Genomic DNA, 19217 nt, shown 5'->3' with positions numbered 1-19217 from the left:
GGGCTGGTGGGGACCTGATGGACTTCGGCACAGAGCATTCCGGCGCCCCCTCCGACCTCGCCTGGGTGCGGGCTGTCGACGCCTACACCATGGGCGCCTACACCCAGGCCGAGGAGGAGTTCCGCGTCGCGGTCCGCCTCGACCCCGGCATGGCGGACGCCTGGCTCGGGCTGCACGCGCTGCGGGCGGACACCTCCACCGCGCTGCTGCAGATGTACCGGCACCGCGACCGCTTCGGCGAGCAGCGCAGCGCGCACCGCCGCTCCATGAACTCCTGGTACTGGCTGGGCTGGTGGGTGCAGCCGGTGCTGGAGACCCGCCGCGACCTGCTGCTCGCGCACGCCTCCCACTGGCTCGACGGCCGCCACATCGCGGAACTGGACCGGGCCCTGGCCGAGTGCCCGCCGATCGACACCGATCCGCACGTCCGTTTCCTGCACGCCTGCCGGGCCTACCTGGTCAAGGACTGGGACCAGCTGGTGCGCCATACCGAACCGCTCCTCGGCGACCAGGTCCTGGGCATCGAGGCCGGTCTGTTCGGTGGTATGGCCCGGGTCCGGCTGGAGCTGTACGGGCAGGCCGAGCCGCTGCTGGCGACGGCCCTGATGCGCTGCCGCAGCGAACAGCCGCAGCGCAAGGAACTCCGCTACTGGCTGGCCCGCGCGTACGAGGGCACGGGCCGCACCGCGGCCGCGCTCCCCCTGTACCGGGCGGTGCACCGGGTCGACCCGGCGTTCATGGACACCGCGGCCCGGCTCGCCGCGATCGACGAGTCCGACGGCCTCACCGACGGGACGGCCGACCTGGCCCCGGTCACCCTGCAGGGCTACGGCCAGACCGGGCCCGACGCGCTGCCGCCCGACCCCGATCCGCTCGACGCCCGGACCGGGGCGGCCGCCATGCCCGGTGGCCTCGGGGCGGGCTCGGTGCTGGACGACCCGCTGGGCGCGGTCGGCCCGATCGACGACGACATCCGGGAGAAGGCGATCCTGCCCGTCTCCCCCGTCCCGCCGCAGGTCCCGGTCACGGCGCCGGACCCGGTGCTGCTCTCCCAGGCCCTGGCCGAACTCGACCGCATGGTGGGCCTGGAGCCGGTCAAGCGCCAAGTGCGGGCGCTGTCGGCCCAGTTGCGGATGGCGCGGCTGCGGGCGGGACAGGGCCTGCCGGTGCAGCCGCCCAAGCGGCACTTCGTCTTCTCGGGCCCGTCCGGCACCGGCAAGACCACGGTGGCGCGCATCCTCGGCCGGGTGTTCTACGCCCTCGGTCTGCTGGGCGGCGACCATCTGGTCGAGGCGCAACGCGCGGACCTCGTGGGTGAGTTCCTGGGTCAGACGGCCGTCAAGGCCAACGAGCTGATCGACTCCGCGCTCGGCGGGGTGCTGTTCGTCGACGAGGCGTACGCGCTGTCCAACTCCGGCTACAGCAAGGGCGACGCCTACGGAGACGAGGCGCTGCAGGTCCTGCTCAAGCGCGCCGAGGACAACCGCGACCGCCTGGTCGTGATCCTCGCCGGCTACCCCGAGGGCATGGACCGCCTGCTCGCGGCCAACCCCGGCCTCGGCTCGCGCTTCACCACCCGGGTCGACTTCCCCAGCTACCGGCCGCACGAGCTGACCAGCATCGGCGAGGTCCTCGCCGCCGACAACGGGGACCGCTGGGACGGCGAGGCCCTGGAGGAGCTGCTCGCCATCAGCGGTCACGTCGTCGAGCAGGGCTGGATCGACGAACTGGGCAACGGCCGCTTCCTGCGCACCCTGTACGAGAAGAGCTGCGCCTACCGCGACCTGAGGCTGTCCGGCTACGCGGGCCAGCCGTCCCGGGACGACCTGTCCACGCTGCGGCTGCCCGACCTCATGCAGGCCTACGGCGAGGTGCTGTCGGGCCGCGGCCCCGGGCTGACGCCCCCCGAGCCGCTGGAGTGAACGACGGGGGAGGGGCCCGGGCGCACACGCCCGGGCCCCTCCCCCGTGGGTCCCCGTGTCAGCTCGCCATCACACGCGAGGGCCGGGCGACCTCGCCGGGCTCCGGGGCGGCCGCGGTGCCGCCGGTCTGCGCAGGCTCCGGGACCTCCCGGTGGGCCGGGTCGCGGACCTCGCCGACCAGCATCTCCAGCACGTCCTCCAGGGCGACCAGACCCAGCACACGCCCGCCGGAGTCCGCGACCGACGCCAGGTGGGACGCGGCCCGCCGCATCTGGGTGAGCGCGTCGTCCAGCGGCAGCTCCGCGCGGAGGGTGGCCATCGGCCGCCACAGCCGCGCCGGGACGGGCCGGCCGGTGTCCTCCAGGTCGAGGACGTCCTTCACGTGGAGGTAGCCGAGGTAGGCGCCCTCCGGTCCGGCCACCGGGAAGCGCGAGTAGCCGGTGCGGACGGTCAGCTCCTCGACCTCGGCGGGAGTGACGGACGCGTCGACCGTCACCAGCTCCTCCGGGGACAGCAGGACGTCCGTGACCGGGCGGGTGCCCAGCTCCAGCGCGTCCTCCAGGCGTTCCTGGGCGTCGTCGTCGAGGAGTCCGGCCTGCCGGGCGTCCTCGACGAGCACGGTCAGCTCCTCGCTGGTGAAGACCGCGTCGATCTCGTCCTTGGGCTCGACCCGGAACAGCCGCAGCACGAGCTTGGCGCACCAGCCGAGCACCGCGATGACCGGCCGGAACAGCCGGGCGAAGCCGACGAGTCCGGGGCTGAGCCACAGCGCGGTCTTCTCGGGCGCGGCCATCGCCAGGTTCTTGGGGACCATCTCGCCGATGACGAGGTGGAGGAAGACCACGACGGCGAGCGCGATGACGTAGCCGAGCGGGTGGATCAGCCCCTCGGGCAGGTGGATCGCCTCGAAGAGCGGCTCCAGCATGTGGGCCACGGTCGGCTCGGCGACCGCACCCAGCGTCAGGGAGCAGACCGTGATGCCGAACTGGGCCGCCGCCATCATCTGCGGCAGGTTCTCCAGCCCGTGCAGGACCGTACGGGCCCGCCGCTGCGTGCCGGCGAGCGGCTCGATCTGGCTGCGCCGTACGGAGACCAGGGCGAACTCGGCGCCGACGAAGAAGCCGTTGCCCAGCACCAGCAGGCCGGCGAAGAACAGCTGCAGGAAGCTCATCGCCCGCCCTCCTGCCCGTCCTCGGGCTCCTCGAACCCGACGCGTACCAGGCGGACCCTCTCGGCACGGTGGTGCGTGACCTCGCGCACCCGCAGCTCCCAGCCGGGCAGCAGTGCGGTGTCCCCCGGCTCGGGAATGCGTTCGAGGAGGTCGGCGACGAGGCCGGCCACCGTCTCGTACGGCCCCTCGGGGGCCTCGAGCCCTATGCGCTCCAGCAGGTCGACCCGGCAGCCGCCGTCGGCGTCCCAGGCGGGATTGCCGTTCTCCGCGGGGGCGGCCGCCAGCTCGGGCAGGTCGGCGCCGTCGTGCTCGTCGCGCACCTCGCCGACGAGTTCCTCGACGATGTCCTCCAGGGTGACGACGCCGGCGGTGCCGCCGTACTCGTCGACGACCACGGCGATCGGCTGCTCGCGGCGCAGCTGCTCCAGGAGCGGCTGCACCGGCAGCGTCTCCGGGACGAGCAGCGGGGCGACCGTGACCCGGCCGACCGGTGTGCGGTCGCGCAGGTGGGCCGGGACGGCGAGGGCGTCCTTCAGGCTCGCCATGCCGACGATGTCGTCCAGCCGCTCCCGGTAGACCGGGAAGCGGGACAGCCCGGTGGCCCGGGTCAGGTTGAGGACGTCGGCGGCGGTGGCGGTGTCCTGCAGGGCGCTGACCCGCACGCGCGGGGTCATCACGTTCTCCGCCGTGAGGTCGCCGAGGGAGATGGTGCGGACGAAGAGGTCCGCGGTGTCCTGTTCGAGGGCCCCGGCACGGGCGGAGTGGCGGGCCAGCGAGACCAGCTCGGTGGGGGTGCGCGCGGAGGCCAGCTCCTCGGCGGGCTCCACGCCCAGCGCCCGCACCAGGCGGTTCGCGGCGGCGTTGAGGGCCTCGATGACCGGGCGGAACAGGGCGGAGAAGGCCCGCTGCGGCCCGGCCACGAAACGGGCCACCTCCAGCGGACGGGACACCGCCCAGTTCTTCGGGACGAGCTCGCCGATGACCATCTGGACGGCCGAGGCGAGGATCATGCCGATCACGACAGCGACGGCGGGCGCCGCGCCCTCGGGTACGCCCACCGAGGTGAGCGGTCCGGCGAACAGGTCGGCGAGGGCGGGCTCGGCCAGCATGCCGACCACCAGTGAGGTGATCGTGATGCCGAGCTGGGTGCCCGAGAGCTGGAAGGACAGCTTGCGCAGCGCCTCCACGACGCTGCGGGCCCTGCGGTCGCCCTCGGCGGCGGCGCGTTCGGCCGCCGGGCGTTCGACGGTCACCAGGCCGAATTCGGCGGCGACGAAGAAGCCGTTCGCGAGGATCAGGACGAAGGCTGCCGCGAGCAGCAGCAACGGGGCGCTCATGCCGCCGCTCCCGTATGTCGGGGGGGAGAGGCGGCGCAGGTACTACCGGACGATCCGTCCATCGTGGATTGGGTGTCACTCCTCGGGTCGTTGCGAAGGTTCCAGAGTAATGAAGAAGCGGGCCGGGGCGGCAGGTCTAGTGCGCCGTCGGCTTGCCGGTACCGTACGCCTCCGCGAGGGCCCGCAGGGCGCGCGCGTCGCGCAACGCGCGGGCGCGTCCGATCCCGGGCTGGATGCCCATGGCGGCCAGGCTGGTGCCGTCGGCCAGGTCGAGGTACACCCACGGATCGCCGGGGCGCAGGTTCACCCGGAGGACCTGCGCCCATTCCAGCCGGCGCCGGGTCGTCAGGTTGACGACGGTCACACCGTCGCGGTCGGCGGCCACCTTGGGCCGGCTGAGCAGCACGAGCACCCCGGCGATCAGCAGCCCGGTGAGCACGAGCCAGATCCGGTCCGAGGTGTGCCAGGGCCGTGCGCCGTCCGCGGGGAGGAGCACGGCGATGACGACGAAGGCCGCGAGCAGCCCGGCAGCCAGGCCCAGCAGCACCGCGCGGGTGCGGGCGGGCCGGAAGGTGACGGGCAGCTCGGGGAGTTCCACGGGCATGGCGTGCGGGGTGGGCGAGGTCACAGACGGCACGCGTGGATCCCGGTGGTGAGGATGGCCCGAGCGCCTAGGTCGTACAGCTCGTCCATGATCCGCTGGGCCTCGCGGCTGGGGACCATGGCGCGCACGGCGACCCAGCCCTCGTGGTGCAGCGGGGAGACGGTCGGCGACTCCAGGCCGGGCGTGAGGGCGATGGCCCGCTCGACGTGCTCGACGCGGATGTCGTAGTCCATCATCACGTAGCGGCGGGCCACCAGGACGCCCTGGAGGCGGCGCAGGAACTGCTGCACCTTCGGCTCGGCCGCCGCGTCCTCGCCGCCGGCGCCGGCCCGGCGGATGACGACCGCCTCGGAGTCGAGGATCGGCTCCCCGATGACCTCCAGGCCGGCGTTGCGCAGGGAGGTGCCCGTCTCGACGACGTCGGCGATGACGTCCGCCACACCGAGGTGGATGGAGGTCTCGACGGCGCCGTCGAGGCGGACCACCGAGGCCTCCACCGAGTGGTCGGCGAGGTGCTTCCTGACGATCTCCGGGTAGGAGGTGGCGACCGTCTTCCCGCCGAACTCCTTCACGTCGCTCACGCCACCGGGTGTGGTGGCGTAGCGGAAGGTCGAGCGGGCGAAGCCGAGCTGCAGGATCTCTTCGGCGTTGGCACCCGAGTCCAGCAGCAGGTCGCGGCCGGTGATGCCGATGTCGAGGCGGCCCGAGCCGACGTAGATGGCGATGTCGCGCGGGCGCAGGTAGAAGAACTCGACGTCGTTCTCGCCGTCGACGAGGACGAGTTCCTTGGAGTCCTTGCGCTGGCGGTAGCCGGCCTCATGCAGCATCGCCGACGCAGGTCCGGACAGTGAACCCTTGTTGGGGACGGCGATGCGCAGCATGACAGCGTTCCTTTGCAGCTCGGATGTGGGTGGGAAAGGGCGCGTGGGGCGGGTCCGGCCCGGGGTGATCCGCTCAGAGATGAGCGTAGACGTCGTCGAGGCCGATGCCCCGGGCGACCATCATCACCTGCAGGTGGTACAGCAGCTGGGAGATCTCCTCCGCGGTGCGGTCGGCGCCTTCGTACTCGGCTGCCATCCACACCTCGGCGGCCTCCTCGACCACCTTCTTGCCGATCGCATGCACTCCCTTGCCGACCAGTTCGGCGGTGCGGGAGCTGCTGGGGTCGCCGGTGGCGGCCTTGTGCTGGAGCTCGGCGAAGAGCTCCTCGAATGTCTTCTTGGCCATGGTGGTCCCCACCCTACGCGGAAGTCCCCTTACCTCACCGCCACGGCTCGGATACTGAACGCAGGACGGTCGCGGTGGCGATCGCGGCGGTGACGGCCTCGTGCCCCTTGTCCTCGTTCGAGCCTGGCAGTCCGGCCCGGTCCAGGGCCTGCTCCTCGGTGTCGCAGGTGAGCACGCCGAAGCCGATCGGCACGCCGGTGTCGACCGAGACCTGGGTCAGGCCCTGGGCGACGCCCTGGCAGACGTACTCGAAGTGCGGCGTACCGCCGCGGATGACGACGCCGAGGGCGACGACCGCGTCGTAGCCCCGGCTCGCCAGCACCTTGGCGGCGACCGGCAGTTCGAAGCTGCCGGGAACGCGCAGCAGGGTGGGCTCGTCGATGCCCAGGTCGCTCAGGGCGCGCAGTGCGCCGTCGACCAGCCCGTCCATCACCTGCTCGTGCCACTGCGCCGCGATCACGGCCACACGCAGGTCACCGCAGTTCTTCACGGTCAGCTCGGGGGCGCCCTTACCGCTCACGTCCGTCTTCTCCTTGCTCGTTCTTGCTCTGGTCGTTCGGGTCGTACAGGTCGTACAGGTCGTCGTGGTGCTGCTCGAGGGGCCTACTGGTTGCGGCAGGAACCGGTGGGGGCCGGGTCCAGCCAGGGCAGGTCGTGACCCATGCGGTCCCGCTTGGTGCGCAGGTACCGCAGGTTGTGCTCGCCGGCCGCGATCGGCATGGCGACGCGCTCGGCGACCTTCAGGCCGTGCCGCTCGAGGGCCTCGGTCTTGTCGGGGTTGTTGGTCATCAGGCGCAGGGAGTGCACGCCGAGGTCGGACAGCATCTGGGCGGCGGCGCCGTAGTCGCGGGCGTCGGCGGGCAGTCCGAGTTCCAGGTTGGCGTCGAGCGTGTCCCGGCCGCGCTCCTGGAGCTCGTACGCGCGCAGCTTGGACATCAGGCCGATGCCCCGGCCCTCGTGGCCGCGGAGGTAGACCACGACGCCCCGGCCCTCGGCTGCCACCCGTTCGAGTGAGGCCTGGAGCTGCGGTCCGCAGTCGCAGCGCAGCGAGTGGAAGACGTCGCCGGTGAGGCACTCGGAGTGGACGCGGACGAGGACGTCCTCGCCGTCGCCGATCTCGCCGGCCGCGAGCGCGATGTGCTCGACGCCGTCGACGGTGCTGCGGTAGCCGTACGCGCGGAAGTCGCCGAAGGCGGTGGGCAGCCGGGTCTCGGCCTCGCGGCGCACGGTCGGCTCCGAGCTGCGGCGGTAGGTGACCAGGTCCTCGATGGAGATGATGGCCAGGCCGTGCTTGCGGGCGAAGTGGACCAGCTCGGGGAGGCGGGCCATCGTGCCGTCCTCGTTGGCGATCTCCACGATGGCGGCGGCCGGGCGCAGTCCGGCGAGCCGGGCCAGGTCGACGCCCGCCTCGGTGTGGCCGTTGCGGGTGAGGACGCCGCCGGACTTGGCGCGCAGCGGGAAGACGTGGCCGGGCCGGACGAAGTCGCCGGGGACGGAGTCGCCGGAGGCCAGCAGCCGGATGGTGGTCGCCCGGTCGGCGGCGGAGATGCCGGTGGTGACCCCGTGGACGGCGCTCGCGTCGACGGAGACGGTGAACGCGGTCTGCATGGACTCGGTGTTGGAGTCCACCATCTGCGGCAGGTCGACCCGGTCCAGGTCGTGCTCCTCCATGGGCACGCAGATCAGACCACGGCACTCGGTCATCATGAAGGCGACGATCTCCGGGGTGGCCTTCTCCGCCGCGATGATGAGGTCGCCCTCGTTCTCGCGGTTCTCGTCGTCCACGACGACGACGGGCCGGCCGGCCGCTATGTCGGCGATCGCACGCTCGACGGGGTCGAGGACGATCGGGGCGTCCTCCGCCACGTAGAGGGTGTGCAGTGCGGTGGTCATGCGGCCGCTCCTTCCAGGACGGGCCCGCCGTGCCGCGGGACCCGGGTCTGCTGCCACCAGGCGTACATGCCGGCGATCACGAGAACGAAGTAGATGACGTACACGAGCGCGGAGAACTTCAGGTCGCTGTTCCAGGCGAGGGGGACGCCGACCGCGTCGACGGCGAGCCAGGCGAACCAGAACTCGACCCAGCCCCTGGCCATGGCCACCATCGCGGCGACGGTGCCGACGAAGATGTAGGCGTCCGGCCAGGGGTTCCAGGACAGCGACGGGTGGAGCGTGAAGATGCCGACGACCGCGAACAGTCCGGCCGCCGTGCCGGCGACCAGCGCGCCCCGCTCACGCCAGGTGGCGAAGCGGACCCGGATCTCGCCGCCGTCCCGGACGCCGCGGCGCCACTGGAACCAGCCCCACACGGCGACGCCGATGACGAGCAGCTGCTTGCCGACGCCGCCGGTGAGCTGTGCCGACCAGTACGCGGCGACGAGCACCGCACCGGACAGCAGCTGGACCGGCCAGGCCCACACCGAGCGGCGCCATCCCAGGGCGAGACCGGCCAGGCCGAGGCCGTTGCCGACCACGTCGGTCCACTTGAAGTGCTCACCGAAGGCGGAGAAGGCGACACTGTTCAGGGTGTCGAGGGCGCTCATTCCGCCGGAGCCCCCTTCGGTGCCCCGGCCCGCTCCCCGTACAGCCGCTCGACGTACTTGGCGATCACGTCGACCTCGAGGTTCACCGGGTCGCCGGGCTGCTTGAAGCCGAGCGTGGTGAGGTCGAGGGTGGTCGGGATCAGGCTGACGGAGAAGAAGTCGGGACCGGCCTCGACGACGGTGAGGCTGATGCCGTCGACGGTGATCGAGCCCTTCTCGACCACGTAGCGGGACAGCTCCGCCGGCAGCGAGATCCTCACGATCTCCCAGTGCTCGGCGGGGGTCCGCGAGATCACCGCGCCGGTGCCGTCCACGTGGCCCTGGACGAGGTGACCGCCGAGGCGGCCGCCCAGCTCCATCGGGCGCTCCAGGTTGACCCGGCTGCCGGGGTTCAGCGCGCCGAGGCTGGAGCGCTTGAGGGTCTCGGCCATCACGTCGGCGGTGAACTCGCCGTCCGCGGTGTCGACGACGGTGAGGCACACCCCGTTGACCGCGATCGAGTCGCCGTGCTTGGCGCCCTCGGTGACGACCGGCCCGCGCAGACGGAAGCGGGAGGCGTCGCCCAGGTCCTCGACGGCGACGACGTCGCCCAGCTCTTCGACGATTCCGGTGAACACGTCAGTTCTCCTCGGTGCGGCTCGGGTAGGCAGTAATACGCAGGTCGGGGCCGATGCGTTCGATCTCGGCGACGTCGAGCCGCAACGCGTGCGCGATGGTGGTGATTCCCGCGTCCCCCAGGGCCGCGGGTCCGGCCCCCAGGAGGGCCGGCGCGAGGTAGCCGACGACCTTGTCGACGGTCCCGGCGGCGACGAAGGCGCCGGCGAGCGTCGGGCCGCCCTCCAGCAGCACGGAACGGACGCCGCGGCCGTACAGCTCGGCGAGCAGCGCGGGCACGGCGACGCCGCTGCCGGTGCGGGGCAGGCGGGCCACGTCGACGCCCGGCAGGTGGGCGGTGTCGGTGTCCTCGGCGACGGCGACCAGGGTCGGCGCGGTGCCGTCCAGCACCCGGGCGCCGGGGGTGATCTTGGCGTTGGTGTCGACGACCACCCGCAGGGGCTGGGTGAAGGTGCCCTCCACTCCGCGCACGGCCAGGTGGGGGTCGTCGGCGCGCAGGGTGCCGGAGCCGACGACGACGGCGTCGGACTCGGCGCGCAGCCGGTGCACGTCGGCACGGGAGGCGGCGGAGCTGATCCAGCGGCTGGTGCCGTCGGCGGCGGCGATGCGGCCGTCGAGGGTGCTCGCGTACTTCCACAGCACGAAGGGCCGCTGCTCGCGGGAGGCGGTGAGCCACACCTCGTTGCCGCGGGCGGCCTCGGCCGCCATGAGCCCGCTCTCCACGGCGATCCCGGCGGCGGCCAGCGTGGCGCCGCCTCCGGTCGCCGCGGGGGTGGGGTCCGCGACGGCGTACACGACGCGGGAGACGCCGGCCGCGATGAGGGCCTGGGCGCACGGGCCGGTGCGACCGGTGTGGTTGCAGGGTTCGAGGGTGACGACGGCGGTACCGCCGCGGGCCGCGTCGCCGGCCGCGCGCAGGGCGTGGACCTCGGCGTGGGGGCCGCCCGCCTGCTGGTGCCAGCCCTCGCCGGCGATCTCGCCGCCTGCGTCGAGGATCACGGCGCCGACGACGGGGTTGGGGCTCGTGGAGCCCACGCCGCGGGCGGCGAGCTCTATGGCCCGTCGCATCGCGTCGGCTTCACCGGGTGTTGCCACCGGGTCCTCCTGCCTCATCGGGCACGGACTCCGGGGCTGTGCGGAACACAGAGCGGACGTGAGCCTCGGGGACACCGCGGCCGGTCTGGGGCGGCGTCCGCCCGTGTCACCCGTTTCCGGGGGACACGCACCCACGCTGCCGCCGACGGCGGTGTACCGATGCCCGCCCGCCGCGCACTGCCTCCCATCCGGACTTTAACCGTCGGTCCAGGAATTTCACCTGGTCAACCGGCCGCTGGATGCGGACGGGTCGCGGACTGTAACCGCCGGTTCGGAGTTTCACCGACCCCGGAGTGCGCTGAACGTCACTGGTACTGCTCCACCAGTCTGCCACGAAGGTTCCTTGCGGACGCAAGGGATCGCTGTGGATTGGCTCACACGGGATCGGTCCGACCGCTCGGACCCCGCGGCCCGTCGCCATGGCTTCCGGACAACACGGCCCACGGGTGCGCCCGTTGAGGCGGCGCGAACCGCGTGGGCGGTGCGGGTTCACCCGGGGGAATCCGGTCCTGCGCCGGTGCCCGCGAACGTCCGGCGCCCGAGGGGCGGTTGTCCCGAAGCGCCGGACGTCACACCTCGGGTGTGAACAGCGCGTCCTGCGCCGCGTCCATCGCCGAGAGGACCGCGCCGCGCAGCACCGCGCTGCCCGCGACGGTCCCCGCCCGCACCTGGGTCGGCAGCGGGGACATCCGCGCGAGCCGTTCCTCGACCCGGGCGGCCAGGTCCTCGCCCCCGGCCCGGCCCACCTCGCCGCCCAGCACCACGCAGCCGGGGTCGAGCACGGCGGTGACGGCTGCCACCCCGATCACCACCCGGTCCGCCAGCGCGTCGAGGAAGAGCTCGCCCTGCTTGCCGTCCGCCCGGGCCGCGGTCACCACCGCCTCGGCCGCCAGGGCGTCGTCGTCGCCGGACACCGGCATCCCGTGCGAGCGCGCCAGAGCGCACACCGCCGCGCTGCCCGCCAGTGAGTGGAAACCGCCCTCGCACCCGCTGGCCGTCGGCAGTTGGAAGGTCCCCGGCACGGGCAGGAAGCCGATCTCCCCGGTACCGCCCGAGGCACCGCGCCGCAGGACCCCGCCGAGCACCACCGCGGCGCCCACCCCGTGACCCAGCCACAGCAGGACGAAGTCCTCGCGGTCGCGCACCGCGCCCAGGCGCCGCTCGGCGACGGCCGCGAGGTTGACCTCGTTCTCCAGCAGCACCGGGAGGGAGAGCCGCCTGCGCAGTTCGGCGACGAGCGCCGAGTGCCAGGCCGGCAGCTGCCCGGTGGCCCGCAGTTCGCCGGTGGCCGGGTCGACCAGGCCGGGCGCGCCGACCGCGACGGTGTGCAGCGCGCCGGCGCCGGCGGCGCGCGCGGTCCGCTCCAGCAGCGCCACCGAGCGCCGCACCGTGCGCTGCGGATCGCCGAACGGGTCCACCGGAAGGACGGCGCTGCCGATGGTGTTCCCCAGCAGGTCGGCCACTTCGAGGGCGACGCTGTGGGTGCGGACGTCGAAGGCGGCCAGTTGCGCCCGGTCGGCGACGATCCCGTACACCCGCGCGTTGGGGCCGCGGCGGTCGGCTCCGGTCTCGCCGACCACCGTGATCAGCCCGGACTCCTGCAGCCGCTCGACCAGATCCGCGACGCTCGGACGGGACAGCCCGGTGAGGGACTTGAGCTGGGCCGCCGTCAACGGGCCCTCGCGCTGCAGCAGTTCCAGAGCCAGCCGGTCGTTGATCGCCCGGGCCGTGCGGGGGGAGGCGGTGCGCCCGGCGTGGGATCGCATGGCGGTCATGGACGGATCCTTCCAGAAGCCGTCGCGCGGGTGCGAGGGCGGGCGAGAGGGGCCCGGTGCGGGACCGCGGCAGGAGGCAGTCTATCTTTCAGGAAGCCTGCCTGATAATTTATGGCCCGAGCACGGCGGGACCAGACTGGAGGGAACATGCCGACGAAGCCGACGACCCCGACGGGGAAGACCGACCCGCGACTGCGGCGCGCCCATCTCGCCGTCGCCGCGGTGTTCGCCGTGCACGGCGCGGTGACCGGCAGCTTCGCCACCCGGGTGCCCTGGATCCAGGAGCACGCGGGGCTCAGCGCCGGACAGCTCGGCTTCGCGCTCGTCTTCGCGGCCCTCGGCGCCTCCGTCGCGATGCCGCTCGCCGCCCGCGTCGCCCACCACATGGGCATGCGCAACGCCCTGCGCCTCCTGCTGGGCCTGTGGTGCGCCTCGCTGGCGCTGCCCGCCCTCTCCTCCGGACTGGGCTGGCTGTGCGGGGCGATGCTCGTGTACGGGGCCTCGGCCGGCATGGCCGACGTCGTCATGAACGCCCAGGGCGTCGAGGTCGAGGAACGCCTCGGCCGCTCGATCATGTCCGGCCTGCACGGCATGTGGAGCGCCGGCACCCTGCTCGGCTCCCTCTTCGGCGTCCTCGCCGCCCACGCGGAACTCGACGCGCGCGTCCACCTCACCGCCGCGGCCGTCCTGCTCGTCGTGCTGGGCCAGGTGGTCTGCGGCGGAGTGCTCGACCTGCGGCCCGCCGCGTCGGAGGAGGCCCCCGCGCGCTTCGCCCTGCCGCCCCGCGCGGCCCTGGTCATCGGCGCCATCGGCTTCTGCGCCGTCTTCGCCGAGGGCGCCAGCATGGACTGGAGCGCGGTCTACCTCCGTGACATCGCCGGCGCCTCCCCCGGCGTCGCCGCCGCGTCCTACACCGCCTTCGCGTGCACCATGGCCGTGTCCCGCCTCCTCGGCGACCTCGTCGTCCGCCGTTTCGGTCCGGTCCGCACCGTACGCTTCGGCGGCCTGCTCGCCACGGTGGGCGGCGTCCTCGTCGCCACCGCGTCCACGCAGGTCACCACCATCGTGGGCTTCGCCCTCATCGGCGTGGGCATCGCCGTCGTCGTGCCGCTGTGCTTCGCCGCGGCCGGGCGCAGCGGGCCCAACCCGAGCCAGGCCATCGCGGGCGTCGCCACGGTCACCTACACCTCCGGCCTGGTCGCACCGGCCGCCATCGGCTCCATCGCGGAGGCCAGCTCCCTGCAGGTCTCCTTCGGCCTCGTCACCCTGCTCGCCGCCGGGCTCGCCGTGGGCGCGGGCGTGCTCCGGCGCGCGGGCACCGTCTCCGTGGAGCGCGACCGCAAACCCGTGGCGGCGACGACCCCGCAGGCCTAGCGTGCCGCTCATGCACATGCGGATCTTCCTGGAGACGGAACGGCTGCGGCTGCGGCACTTCACCGACACCGACGCGGACGCCGAACTGCTCGTCGCGCTCGACAGCGACCCCGAGGTCATGCGCTACCTGGGCAACGGCCGCCCCACGCCCTCCGACGTCATCCGGCACGAGGTCCTGCCCCGCTTCGCGCGCTCCCAGGTCTGGGCGGCGGAGGAGCTCTCCACCGGGCACTTCGTCGGCTGGTTCGCCCTCACCCCCCGCCCCGGCGGCCCCGCCGACGACCTCGAACTCGGGTACCGCCTGCGCCACGCCGCCTGGGGCCGCGGCTACGCCACGGAGGGGTCCCGCGCGCTGGTCCGCAAGGCCTTCACCGACCTGGGCGCGGGGCGCGTCCACGCGGAGACGATGTTCGTCAACGCGCGGTCGCGGCGCGTGATGGAGAAGGCGGGGCTGTCGTTCGTCCGGGTCTTCCACGAGGAGTGGGACGAGGCGTTGCCGGGCGCCGAGCACGGCGAGGTCGAATACGCGATCACGCGCACGGCGTGGGCCCCGTAGGCCGCGGGGGGTGCCCCTTGCGGCCCGGTGGGTGTGTGGGTGCGTTGCGCCTGCGGGCGGCTGCGCCGGGCTGCCCGGTGCGTGTGTGCGGGTGCGTTGCGCCTGCGGCGGGCGTCCACCCGCCCGCCCTCCCGATTGCCCGGCGCGGTTGGTTACCGCCTCGCGCGGTTGGTGGTGGGCCGGGGTCGGGGCCTGCGGGGCTGGGCATTCTGGACCGCAGGTGGGGGCACCCCCGGCCGAAGGCTGGGGGAGGGTGGGCGTTCTGGACGCTGACGTGTATTTGTTGTGCGGCACAGACGGCACCGACCTGGACCGCCCGCCATGCACAGACGGCGGTCCGGGGTTCGCCACAAGTGCCCCACTGAACCCCCACCGGCCGTCAGTCGCCCCATACGACGGGAGGGGGTGTGGCGGGGTGCGCCCGGAAGCGACGAGCGGCGGACCCGGGCGCCGAACGATGTAGGGCCAAACCGCGAGCGCTGAGGACGTGCGCCGGCGCGGCCCCGACCCCACCCGAACAGAGCGCAGGCCCGCGCTGACCGCGCCGGGCAATCGGGAGGGCGGGCGGGGGAGAAACCCCAACAGCAACCACTACGCACTCGCACACAGCAACCGGGCCCCAACTCACCGCACCGCAAGGTCCTGCAGGCCCACAACGCGAAGCAACCGCAAGCGCTCGTAGGACTCGCTCCCCGGCCGCGCCGTGTACACGATCAACCGCTGATCATGCTCCGCACTGAGCAGCACCTCGCACTCCAGCTCCATCAGCCCCACCACCGGATGCTGGAACCGCTTCACATCCGCGCGCCGCACGGCGACCTCGTGCTCGTCCCACAGCCTCGAGAACTCCGCGCTGCGCCCCCGCAGTTCCGCGACCAGCGCGCCCGCGCGCGCGTCGTCGGGCCGGGCGGCCAGCACCGCGCGCAGGTGGGCGACGTGACGCCGGGCGTGCTCCTCCCGGTCCCCCGGAGGGAAGAGCTCGCGCGCCGCCGGGTCGAGGAAGAAGCGGCGGACGATGTTGCGCTCCCCCGGCGGCCGGGAGGCCGCGTCGCCGACGAGCGCCGCGGCCATCGCGTTCTGGGCGAGGACGTCCCCCGCGTCGCTGACGACCTGCGCCGGGGTGTCGTCGAGCCGGTCCAGCACCAGCAGCAGCCCGGGCCGTACATGCCCCGTGGCGCCGACGTCGACGGCGTCGCGGGTGTCGCGGGGCGGTTCCTCGCCGGCCAGGTGGAAGAGGTGGTCCCGTTCGTCCTCGGACAGGCGCAGCGCACGGGCGAGCGCACCCAGGATCTGCCGGGACGGCCGGGGGCCCCGTGACTGCTCGAGCCGGGTGTAGTAGTCCGCGGACATCCCGGCGAGCTGGGCGACCTCCTCGCGGCGCAGCCCGGGGGTGCGTCGCCGGAAGCCGACCGCCAGGCCCACGTCGGAGGGGGCGAGGCGGGCGCGGCTGCGGCGCAGGAAGTCGGCGAGCTGCGGGCGGTCGATGTCCACGTTTCAAGCATCCCGCCGGGCCGGGACCTTATCCAGGGAGTGTCGGTCCCGGGATGCGGAGGTCTCTCCCGCGGCGCCGCGGGCCGCCGCAGCCTGGTCGCATGACGGCGACGAGAGGGGACCGAGGATGCTGACGCTGGTGACGGGGGCGACCGGTCGGGTCGGCAGCCGCTTCGTGCCGAGGCTGCTGCAGGGGTGCCGCCCGGGAGAGGAGGTGCGGGTGCTCGTGCGGGACGCGGAACGGGGCGAGGGGCTCGCCCGGCTGGGGGCGCGGATCGCGACCGGGGACCTGCGGGACCCGGAGGACCTGCGCAAGGCCCTGGCGGGCGTGGATGCGGTCGTGCACCTGGCGGCGGTGTTCCGGGACGGCTCCGAGGAAGGCACCTGGGCGGTGAACCGCGATGCCACGCTGGCCCTGGCGCGGGCGGCCGCCGAGGCCGGGGCGACGCGTTTCGTGCAGGCGAGCACGAACCTGGTGTACGGCGAGGGCCGGGGCCGCCCCCTGGTGGAGGACGACCCGAGCGTGCCGGGCGGCCCGATGTGGGGCGCGTACCCCGCGTCGAAGGCGGAGGCCGAGCGGGGGCTGCTGGAGCTCCACCGCGAGCTGGGCCTGGACGTCCGCATCGGCCGGCTGGCCTTCGTGTACGGAGACGGCGATCCGCACCTGGCGCAGTCCCTGCGCTGGGCGGGCGGCTGGGCGGCGCACCAGCGGCTGCACATGGTGCACCACGCGGACGTGGCCCAGGGCCTGCTGCGGCTGTTGCGGGCTCCCGGCATCGGAGGCCGGGCGTACAACATCGCCGACGACGCGCCGGTGTCGGCGGTGGAGCTGCACTGGGTGAACGGCGCCGAGGTCCCGGGCGGCATGGCGGAGCGTGCGTCGGACGATCCGTGGGACGGCGTGGTGTCGAACCTGCGCATCAGGGAGGAGCTGGGCTTCCGCCCGCAGTATCCGTCGGTGTGGACGGCCCGCGACGCGGGCGCGCTCTGACTCACCCGATCCGGGGACGCCACGGCCGCCGTGCCGCGCACGCCACCCGGCCTGCTGGGACGCTGTGCCCATGACGACGGCACGGCGGCCGGCCCCGGTGGGGGTGGGCGAGGTGGTGGCGCGCATGCGCGCGCTCGGCACGGCGCTCCCGCCGGGGGACGGGGTGGCGGTGTTCAACCGTGTCTACCTGTCGGTCACGGAGGAGATGGACGGCCGGCTGGCGGCGGGCGGCTTCGGTGATCCCGTCGCCGCCGCGGTGCTGGCCGCCCGTTTCGCCGCCCGTTACCTGCGGGCGGTCGACGGCGCGACCGACCGCCGTGCCGTCCCGGCCTGCTGGCGGCCGCTGCTGCAGTTGCGCGGGCACCGAGGCGTCCGCCCGCTGCAGTTCGCGCTGGCCGGGATCAACGCGCACGTGGGTCACGACCTGGCGCTCGCGGTGGTGGACACCTGCTCCGCGCTGGGGTGCGAGCCGCCCTCCCTGGAACGGGACTTCGACCGCGTGGGCGATCTGCTGACGTCCGTGGAGGAACGCGTCAGGGAGGAGCTGATGCCCGGCCCCGATCTGCTGGACCTCGCCGACCCGCTGACCCATCTCGCCGGTTCCTGGAGCCTGGAACGCGCGCGGGACGCGGCGTGGGCCGCGTCCCGCGTGCTGTGGTCCCTGCGCGGACTGCCGGAGGTGTACGAGGAGTTCACCGAGAAGCTCGACTCGGGGGTCGGGCTGGTGGGGCGCTTCCTGCTGACCCCGCTGGGCCGCTGAGGGGTGGCGCGTCAGTCCTCGTCGAGCATGACCGGCGCGATCTCGTCGTAGAGGTCGCCCGGGCCCGGGTTGGTCGGGTCCGTGGTGCCGCCGAACTGGTGCATCACGCCCCACACGGCGTTGAGCGCGGTCTGCACGGCGCCCTCGGCCCAGCCCGCGGTCCAGGAGATGTCGTCGCCCGCGAGGTAGATGCCGCGCTTGTCCTCGGGGAGGGTGTCCTGCATGAAGTGGGTGAACAGGCGCCGCTGGTAGCGGTAGTGACCGGGCAGGTTCGCCTTGAACGCGCCCATGAAGTAGGGCTCGTTCTCCCAGGACACGGTCACCGGGTTGCCGATGATGTGCCCCCGGATGTCGACCTTCGGGTAGATCTCGCCGAGCGACTTGAGCATGACCTCCATGCGCTCGGACGCGCTCAGCGGCAGCCACTTGAGGCTGTCGTCGCACCACGTGTACGACAGGCAGATCACGGCCGGCTCGTCGGGGCCGTTGTCCAGCAGGTAGGTGCCGCGGGTCATGCGGTCGGTGAGCGTCATGCTCATCACGTCGCGGCCCGTCTGCTCGTCCTTGTCCAGCCAGAACGGCCGGTCGACCGGGACGAAGAGCTTGCTGGACTCCATGTAGTGGGTGCGCTCGATCGCCGTCCAGTGGTCGATCGGGAAGAGCGAGTCGTCGCAGTCGATCTTGCTGAGCAGCATCCAGCTCTGCGCGGTGAAGATCGCCGCACGGTAGGTGCGGATGTCCCCGTCGGCGTCGGTGACGGTGATCCGGTTGCCGGCGGTGCGGTGCAGGCGGGTCACGGCCGGGCGGGGGTCGCCGCCGTGCAGGGACTTCAGCGAGGTACCCAGCGGCCAGTGGACGATCTTCTGCGGTTCGCGCTCCCACAGCCGCAGCGGCAGCTGCTGGCTGCCGCCGACGATGCCGCGGTGGTGGTCGTCGGCCTCGGTGTAGACGACGCGCAGGATCTCCAGGATGGAGTTGGGGAAGTCGGTGTCCCAGCCGCCGGTGCCGAAGCCGACCTGGCCGAAGATCTCGCGGTGGCGGAAGGACTTGAACGCCTCGGAGTCGCAGAGGAAACCGTAGAAGGTCTGGTTGTCGAGCTTCTCGACCAGCTTCGCCCAGATCTCGCGGATGCGCGGGACGTCGCGCTCACGCATGGCGCGGTTCATGTCGGAGAAGTCCGCGCCCTCCTCCAGGCAGGCGTTCCAGGCGTGCGCGACGTCGCGGTAGACCTGGGGCAGGTCGTCGATGGTCTGCGCGTAGTGGGACTCGCCCTTGAGGTCGACGACGGTCGACGGGGTCTCGGGGGCCAGCGGGTTGGGGAACGGCGTGGTCTCCAGGCCCACCAGGTCGATGTAGTGCTGCAGGGCGGTGGAGGACGGCGGGAAGCGCATCGCGCCCATCTCCGCCGTCAGGTTCTCGTCACAGCCCTCGAAGCCGACGGTGCGCAGCCGGCCGCCGATCCGGTCGGCCTCGTAGACGACGGGCCTCAGGCCCATCTTCATCAGCTCGTACGCCGCGACGATGCCGGACAGGCCGCCGCCGATGACCGCGACCTCCGCGCCGTGCCCGGTCGCCGGTATGGAGCCGAGGCCCGCGGCGCTCGCCAGGAAGTCGTCGTACGCGAACGGGAAGTCCGGGCCGAACATGGTGATCGGCGGGGCCGACCGCACCTCGGGGTGCTGCTCGTCGTGGACCGCGGTGGGCACCGTGGACGTCATGGCGTGGTTCTCCTGGCTGTGAAGCGGTGAAGCGGTGA

Annotated in this window: 18 protein-coding genes and 1 riboswitch; of the genes, 5 read left to right on the top strand and 13 right to left on the bottom strand. The window is 73.2% G+C overall.

All coding sequences use genetic code 11. From position 1 onward, the window contains the following. Positions 1-17 precede the first annotated feature (17 nt). Positions 18-1922 (top strand): AAA family ATPase, encoded by a 1905-nt coding sequence (locus tag ACFV3E_RS10300; protein ID WP_500534253.1) that lies wholly within the window; start codon positions 18-20, stop codon positions 1920-1922. A 58-nt stretch (positions 1923-1980) separates the two neighbouring features. Here the strand turns inward: ACFV3E_RS10300 and ACFV3E_RS10295 are convergent, their stop codons facing one another. The 11 genes from ACFV3E_RS10295 to ACFV3E_RS10245 all read right to left on the bottom strand — a co-directional run bounded on the left by ACFV3E_RS10295 (position 1981) and on the right by ACFV3E_RS10245 (position 12289). Further along, positions 1981-3093, bottom strand: coding sequence for a hemolysin family protein (locus tag ACFV3E_RS10295; RefSeq protein ID WP_500534252.1), 1113 nt, complete (start codon positions 3091-3093; stop codon positions 1981-1983). Beyond that, positions 3090-4430, bottom strand: coding sequence for a hemolysin family protein (locus ACFV3E_RS10290; protein WP_500534251.1), 1341 nt, complete (start codon positions 4428-4430; stop codon positions 3090-3092). Before ACFV3E_RS10290 ends, ACFV3E_RS10295 begins: the two co-directional genes overlap by 4 nt. Before the next feature lie 136 nt (positions 4431-4566). Further along, positions 4567-5034 carry a PH domain-containing protein gene (locus ACFV3E_RS10285; protein WP_500534273.1) on the bottom strand — a complete coding sequence of 156 codons (468 nt, stop codon included), beginning with the start codon at positions 5032-5034 and terminating at the stop codon, positions 4567-4569. Positions 5035-5054: 20 nt separating this feature from the next. Continuing rightward, positions 5055-5915, bottom strand: coding sequence for an ATP phosphoribosyltransferase (gene hisG, locus ACFV3E_RS10280; RefSeq protein WP_499510734.1), 861 nt, complete (start codon positions 5913-5915; stop codon positions 5055-5057). A gap of 73 nt (positions 5916-5988) precedes the next feature. After that, positions 5989-6261 carry a phosphoribosyl-ATP diphosphatase gene (locus ACFV3E_RS10275; protein ID WP_499510735.1) on the bottom strand — a complete coding sequence of 91 codons (273 nt, stop codon included), beginning with the start codon at positions 6259-6261 and terminating at the stop codon, positions 5989-5991. Positions 6262-6295: 34 nt separating this feature from the next. Then, complete coding sequence (gene ribH / locus ACFV3E_RS10270; RefSeq protein WP_499510736.1) at positions 6296-6781, bottom strand: 6,7-dimethyl-8-ribityllumazine synthase; 486 nt, start codon at positions 6779-6781, stop codon at positions 6296-6298. A gap of 83 nt (positions 6782-6864) precedes the next feature. Next, a complete protein-coding gene (locus ACFV3E_RS10265) occupies positions 6865-8154 on the bottom strand; it encodes a bifunctional 3,4-dihydroxy-2-butanone-4-phosphate synthase/GTP cyclohydrolase II (RefSeq protein WP_499510737.1) in 1290 nt (429 codons plus the stop codon). Beyond that, positions 8151-8804, bottom strand: coding sequence for a nicotinamide mononucleotide transporter family protein (locus tag ACFV3E_RS10260; RefSeq protein WP_500534250.1), 654 nt, complete (start codon positions 8802-8804; stop codon positions 8151-8153). The genes ACFV3E_RS10265 and ACFV3E_RS10260 overlap by 4 nt, the downstream gene beginning before the upstream one ends. Continuing rightward, positions 8801-9421 (bottom strand): riboflavin synthase, encoded by a 621-nt coding sequence (locus tag ACFV3E_RS10255; protein ID WP_499510739.1) that lies wholly within the window; start codon positions 9419-9421, stop codon positions 8801-8803. Before ACFV3E_RS10255 ends, ACFV3E_RS10260 begins: the two co-directional genes overlap by 4 nt. Position 9422: 1 nt before the next feature. Beyond that, positions 9423-10514 carry a bifunctional diaminohydroxyphosphoribosylaminopyrimidine deaminase/5-amino-6-(5-phosphoribosylamino)uracil reductase RibD gene (gene ribD, locus ACFV3E_RS10250; RefSeq protein ID WP_500370600.1) on the bottom strand — a complete coding sequence of 364 codons (1092 nt, stop codon included), beginning with the start codon at positions 10512-10514 and terminating at the stop codon, positions 9423-9425. A 170-nt stretch (positions 10515-10684) separates the two neighbouring features. Continuing rightward, positions 10685-10815, bottom strand: a riboswitch (FMN riboswitch). Positions 10816-11083: 268 nt separating this feature from the next. After that, a complete protein-coding gene (locus tag ACFV3E_RS10245; RefSeq protein ID WP_500534249.1) occupies positions 11084-12289 on the bottom strand; it encodes an ROK family transcriptional regulator in 1206 nt (401 codons plus the stop codon). A gap of 147 nt (positions 12290-12436) precedes the next feature. On the opposite strand from ACFV3E_RS10245, the gene ACFV3E_RS10240 reads away from it, so the two are divergent. Beyond that, positions 12437-13663: an MFS transporter gene (locus ACFV3E_RS10240; protein WP_500534248.1), complete on the top strand. Its 1227-nt coding sequence runs from the start codon at positions 12437-12439 to the stop codon at positions 13661-13663. Between the two features lie 16 nt (positions 13664-13679). Further along, positions 13680-14219, top strand: a complete 540-nt coding sequence (locus ACFV3E_RS10235; RefSeq protein WP_500534272.1) for a GNAT family N-acetyltransferase — start codon at positions 13680-13682, stop codon at positions 14217-14219. A 624-nt stretch (positions 14220-14843) separates the two neighbouring features. On the opposite strand, the gene ACFV3E_RS10230 is transcribed toward ACFV3E_RS10235, so the two are convergent. Beyond that, positions 14844-15704, bottom strand: a complete 861-nt coding sequence (locus tag ACFV3E_RS10230) for a helix-turn-helix transcriptional regulator (RefSeq protein ID WP_500534271.1) — start codon at positions 15702-15704, stop codon at positions 14844-14846. Between the two features lie 133 nt (positions 15705-15837). Here ACFV3E_RS10230 and ACFV3E_RS10225 point away from each other — a divergent pair, with 133 nt between their 5' ends. Both ACFV3E_RS10225 and ACFV3E_RS10220 read left to right on the top strand, forming a co-directional pair. Beyond that, complete coding sequence (locus ACFV3E_RS10225) at positions 15838-16701, top strand: NAD-dependent epimerase/dehydratase family protein (RefSeq protein ID WP_500534247.1); 864 nt, start codon at positions 15838-15840, stop codon at positions 16699-16701. A 70-nt stretch (positions 16702-16771) separates the two neighbouring features. Next, positions 16772-17461, top strand: coding sequence for a DUF5995 family protein (locus ACFV3E_RS10220; protein WP_500534246.1), 690 nt, complete (start codon positions 16772-16774; stop codon positions 17459-17461). An 11-nt stretch (positions 17462-17472) separates the two neighbouring features. On the opposite strand, the gene ACFV3E_RS10215 is transcribed toward ACFV3E_RS10220, so the two are convergent. After that, positions 17473-19179: a flavin monoamine oxidase family protein gene (locus tag ACFV3E_RS10215; protein WP_500534245.1), complete on the bottom strand. Its 1707-nt coding sequence runs from the start codon at positions 19177-19179 to the stop codon at positions 17473-17475. Positions 19180-19217 lie beyond the last annotated feature (38 nt).

The organism is Streptomyces sp. NPDC059718, from assembly GCF_042733315.1.
GTDB lineage: Bacteria > Actinomycetota > Actinomycetes > Streptomycetales > Streptomycetaceae > Actinacidiphila.
This window is presented reverse-complemented; position numbering and strand designations above follow the sequence as displayed.